This is a genomic window from Dietzia sp. DQ11-38-2, from assembly GCF_014145055.1.
In the GTDB taxonomy this organism is placed as follows: domain Bacteria; phylum Actinomycetota; class Actinomycetes; order Mycobacteriales; family Mycobacteriaceae; genus Dietzia.
Genome location: NZ_JAALDW010000161.1, coordinates 1 through 5,088 on the forward strand (window position 1 = coordinate 1; position 5,088 = coordinate 5,088).

At 69.7% G+C, this 5,088-nt stretch carries 4 protein-coding genes; 3 read left to right on the top strand and 1 reads right to left on the bottom strand.

Translation table 11 applies throughout. From position 1 onward, the window contains the following. Positions 1-29: 29 nt before the first annotated feature. Complete coding sequence (locus G6026_RS06280) at positions 30-428, bottom strand: DUF5319 domain-containing protein (RefSeq protein WP_107755870.1); 399 nt, start codon at positions 426-428, stop codon at positions 30-32. Between the two features lie 135 nt (positions 429-563). Here G6026_RS06280 and guaB point away from each other — a divergent pair, with 135 nt between their 5' ends. From guaB to G6026_RS06295, 3 genes are all read left to right on the top strand, one after another. Continuing rightward, positions 564-2,099, top strand: a complete 1,536-nt coding sequence (gene guaB, locus G6026_RS06285) for an IMP dehydrogenase (protein WP_017837214.1) — start codon at positions 564-566, stop codon at positions 2,097-2,099. A 6-nt stretch (positions 2,100-2,105) separates the two neighbouring features. After that, entirely contained in the window at positions 2,106-3,245 is a 1,140-nt protein-coding gene (locus G6026_RS06290; protein ID WP_182612598.1) for a GuaB3 family IMP dehydrogenase-related protein, read from the top strand. Between the two features lie 88 nt (positions 3,246-3,333). Then, a partial coding sequence (locus G6026_RS06295) for a GMC family oxidoreductase (RefSeq protein ID WP_182612600.1) occupies positions 3,334-5,088 on the top strand: 1,755 nt, incomplete at its 3' end.

Below are 5,088 nucleotides of genomic sequence, written 5' to 3' on the forward strand. Positions count from 1 at the left end.
CTCGCCAGGCCGGGGCCGCGAACCGGCCCTCAGCGGCGCCAGTGGAGCCGGCGCGGGCGGATCGCCCGCACCGCGTCGGCGTACCCGCGGCAGTAGTCCCACGACACGTAGTCGTCGGGGATCGGGTCGAACGCGGGCTCGTGGGGCAGGAGCGAACCGTCCTCGAGGAGCTGCATGAGGTTGGCGCGGAGCATGTCCCACTCGTGGAAGTGTTCCTCCGCACAGTCCTCGCACTGCACGGCCACGCCCTTGACACCGGTGGGTGCCAGGAGCTCGCGGAACTCCGCGAGATCGGCCAGGTCCTCCTCGATCGCGCGGCGCTCCTCCGCGTCGAGCGGGCCCGAGGGGATGCCGTCGTCCGCGGGGTCGAGCCCGGCCAGTTCCGCCGTCGGATCATCCGGATCGCCGGCGAACGGGTCGGGCGGCATGCCGTGCCGTAGGGGATCGTTCACCCCCTCACCGTACCCGTGGACGCCAGCCGGCGGGGCCGACGGTTCGAGCCCGGGACCCCGGACGCACTATCCTCGGACTCCAGACCGAGACGACCCCCAGGAGGACGGCAGATGAGCGAGTCGCGAGGCCCCGTGCGCACCGGCGGCGACGATCCCACCAAGGTCGCCATGGTGGGGCTGACCTTCGACGACGTGCTACTGCTCCCGGCCGCTTCCGAGGTGGTCCCCAGCGAGGTCGACACGAGCACCCGACTCACCCGCGACATCACGTTGCGGGTGCCGCTGGTGTCGTCCGCGATGGACACCGTCACCGAGGCACGCATGGCCATCGCCATGGCCCGCCAGGGCGGGATCGGGGTGCTGCACCGCAATCTGTCGGTGGCCGACCAGGCGGCCCAGGTCGACACCGTCAAGCGGTCCGAGGCGGGCATGGTCACCGACCCGGTCACCTGTGCTCCCGCCAACACCCTCGCCGAGGTCGACGAGATGTGCGCCCGCTACCGGATCTCCGGCCTGCCGGTGACCGATGAGCGGGGTGAGCTCGTGGGCATCATCACCAACCGTGACATGCGGTTCGAGGTGGATAAGTCGCGGCGGGTGGACGAGGTCATGACCCGCGCACCGCTGGTGGTCGCGCGGGAGGGGGTGACGGCAGAGGCCGCGCTCGGGCTCCTGCGCCGTCACAAGATCGAGAAGCTGCCGATCGTGGACGGGGACGGTCGTCTCACCGGACTCATCACGGTGAAGGACTTCGTCAAGACCGAGAAGCACCCTGACGCCACCAAGGACTCGGACGGTCGACTGCGGGTGGCCGCGGCCATCGGGACGGGCGAGGACGCCTGGCAGCGCGCGGGCGCCCTGACCGAGGCCGGCGTGGACGTCCTCGTCGTCGACACCGCTCACGCCCACAACCGCAATGCACTCGAGATGGTCGCCCGGGTCAAGCGCGAGCTCGGCGACCGGGTCCAGGTGATCGGCGGAAACCTCGCCACCCGGGGCGCCGCCCAGGCGATGATCGACGCGGGTGCGGACGCCATCAAGGTGGGCATCGGCCCCGGTTCCATCTGCACCACCCGTGTCGTGGCGGGGGTGGGCGCGCCGCAGATCACCGCGATCCTGGAGGCCTCCGTGGCGGCCCATGCCGCAGGCGTCCCCGTGATCGCCGACGGCGGTATGCAGTACTCGGGCGACGTGGCCAAGGCGATCGCGGCCGGCGCGTCGGCGTGCATGTTCGGCTCCCTGCTCGCGGGCTGCACCGAGTCCCCCGGCGACCTGATCTTCGTGGACGGTAAGCAGTACAAGGTCTACCGCGGGATGGGATCGGTGGGCGCGATGCGCGGACGGGGCAAGCCCGGACAGGAGAAGTCGTTCTCCAAGGACCGCTACTTCCAGGACGACGTGCTGTCCGAGGAGAAGCTCGTCCCCGAGGGCATCGAGGGACGGGTGCCGTACCGGGGCGACGTCGCGCAGGTCCTGCACCAGCTCAACGGCGGGCTGCGTGCGGGAATGGGGTACACGGGATCGGCCACCATTCCCGACATGAACCGCGCCCAGTTCGTCCAGATCACGGCGGCGGGGCTCAAGGAGAGCCACCCCCACGCGATCCAGATGACCGTCGAGGCCCCCAACTACAACGTCAAGGACTGAAGCCGCGTGCGCAACGTCGTGGAGATCGGAATGGGCCGCGAGGCCCGACGGATGTACGGGCTCGGCGAGGTGGACATCGTCCCCTCCCGTCGCACCCGCAGTTCGAAGGAGGTGTCGACGTCCTGGCAGATCGACGCCTACCGGATGGACCTGCCCGTGATGACCCACCCGACCGATGCGGTGGTCTCACCCGAGTCGGCGGTGGAGTTCTCGAGGCTGGGCGGCCTGGCGGTGCTCAACGGCGAGGGCCTGTGGGCGCGGCACGAGGACCCTGAGGCGGCGATCGACGAGTTGCGCGAGATCGCCCTCGAGGACGTGACCGGCCACCGCGCGGTGGCTCGACTCCAGGAGCTGCACCGCGCCCCGATCGACCGGGAGCTGCTCGCGGCGGCGGTGCGACGGATCCGCGACGAGGGTGCGACCGTCGCGGTCCGGGTGTCTCCGCAGCACGCCCGCGAGCTCACGCCCGGCCTGGTCGGCGCCGGGATCGATCTGCTCGTGGTCCAGGGCACGATCATCTCCGCCGAGCATGTGAGCGGCGAGGACGAACCGCTGAACCTGAAGGACTTCATCCACGGGCTCGACGTGCCGGTGATCGCCGGCGGCGTGGTGGACTACAAGACCGCCCTGCATCTCATGCGCACAGGCGCGGCGGGTGTGATCGTGGGTTACGGCGGCGTCGACGGGGTCACCACGACGGGCTCCGTACTCGGGATGGAGGTGCACATGGCCACCGCGATCGCCGACGCGGCGGCCGCGCGACGCGACTACCTGGACGAGACGGGTGGCCGCTACGTCCATGTGCTGGCCGACGGTGACATCTACACCTCAGGCGACATCGCCCGTGCGGTGGCCTGTGGTGCTGACGCCGTAGTCCTGGGTCCGCTCTTGGCCGGCTCGTTGGAGTCCCCGGGGCGGGGTGTGTACTGGGACGCCGTCTCCGCCCACCCCAAGGTCCCCCGGGGGCATGTCGCGGAGATCGACGACGAGACGGCCCTGTCCCCCCTGGCCGAGGTGCTCGAGGGACCCACGAGTGCCCCGGACGGGACGCGGAACCTGATGGGTGGCCTGCGCCGCGCCATGGCCAAGTGCGGCTACTCGGACGTGAAGGGGTTCCAGAAGGTGGACCTGTCCGTTCGTCCCTGAGGCGGTGGACAAATCGAGCACTACTGTCGGGTAGGTTCGTGGTGCTCGGGTACTGTGACCCACACCTCGATCACCAGGGAGATCCACCATGACGACATCGGCGCCGTCGCCCTCGACCACCACCGCCCCCACCGGCAGTACCGACACGGACGTCCTCGTCATCGGGTCCGGATTCGGCGGAAGTGTCACGGCCCTGCGTCTGACCGAGAAGGGCTACCGCGTGACGGTGGTCGAGGCGGGTCGTCGCTTCGAGGACTCGGACTTCCCCAAGACGTCGTGGCGTCTCAACAAGTACGTCTGGGCGCCGAAACTGGGGCTGTTCGGAGTGCAGCGCGTCCACCTGCTGCGCGATGTCATGGTGATGGCGGGTGCCGGCGTGGGCGGCGGCTCCCTGAACTACGCCAACACCCTCTACAAGCCGCACGCCCCGTTTTTCAACGACCCGCAGTGGGCGCACATCACGGACTGGGACGCTGAACTCTCCCCGTTCTACGACCAGGGACGCCGGATGCTCGGTGTGGTCACGAACCCGACGCATTCCCATTCCGACACGATCATCAAGGAGGTCGCCAGGGAGATGGGTGCGGAGGACACCTTCGTGTACACCCCGGTCGGCGTCTACTTCGGCGAGAAGACCGGTGGTCGGGGCAAGCCGGGTGAGACGGTCCCGGACCCCTTCTTCGGTGGGGTGGGCCCGGACCGCACGGCCTGCATCGAGTGCGGCGAGTGCATGACGGGCTGCCGGCACGGCGCCAAGAACACTCTGGTCAAGAACTACCTCGGGCTGGCCGAGCGCGCCGGGGCCCGCGTTCTGGACCGGACCACGGTCAGCGGACTGCGCGAGCGCGGAGACGGCACCTGGGAGGTGACGCTCGAGCGCTCCGGCGCCTGGACCCGGAGGGGCAAGCGCATCACAACGGTGACCGCCTCGCACGTGGTGGTGGCAGCCGGGACGTGGGGCACCCAGCATCTGTTGCACTACGCCAAGGACGAGGGCGCACTGCCACGGCTGTCGAACGCGTTGGGCAGGCTGACCCGCACCAACTCGGAGTCGATCCTCGGGGCGATGGGGGACAGGTACACGCCGGAACGGGACTTCTCCGAGGGCGTGGCCATCACGTCGTCGTTCCATCCCGGTTCCGACACCCACGTCGAACCCGTCCGGTACGGCAAGGGCTCCAACGCCATCGCCGTGCTCCAGACCCTGCTGACCGACGGTGACGGCGACGGCCCCCGCTGGCGCACGCTCGCCAACGAGCTGCGTCGCCGACCGTCGCTACTGTTCAAGCTGGTCAACAAGCGCCGGTGGAGCCAGCGGACTGTGATCGTGCTCGTCATGCAGAACCTGGACAACTCGCTCCAGACCTTCGTGAAGCGCTTCGGTCCTTTCCGCTACGTCTCCAGCAGACAGGGCCACGGCCAGCCCAACCCGACGTGGATCCCCAAGGGCAACGAGGCCACCCGCCGGATCGCCGAGAAGATCGGCGGCGTGGCCGGTGGAACCTGGGGTGACATCATCAACATGCCGATGACCGCGCACTTCCTGGGTGGCTGCGCGATCTCCGACTCCCCGGAATCGGGCGTGGTGGACCCTTACCACCGGGTCTGGAACTACCCGACCATGCATATCGTCGACGGTTCCGCGATCTCCGCGAACCTCGGCGTCAACCCGGCGCTGAGCATCACCGCCCAGGCCGAACGCGCCATGTCGCTGTGGCCCAACAAGGGCGAGGCCGACCCCCGTCCCGCGCAGGGCGAGCCCTACCAGCGCCTGACCCCGGTACCGCCCGCGTCGCCGGTCGTCCCGGAGGCGGCGCCCGGCGCGCTGCGTCTGCCGATCGTC

Bases quoted from the DNA above. Each gene is read 5' to 3' on its own strand.
- guaB (WP_017837214.1), top strand. From the start codon at position 564: ATGAGCGAGTCGCGAGGCCCCGTGCGCACCGGCGGCGACGATCCCACC.
- G6026_RS06280 (WP_107755870.1), bottom strand. From the start codon at position 428: ATGCCGCCCGACCCGTTCGCCGGCGATCCGGATGATCCGACGGCGGAA.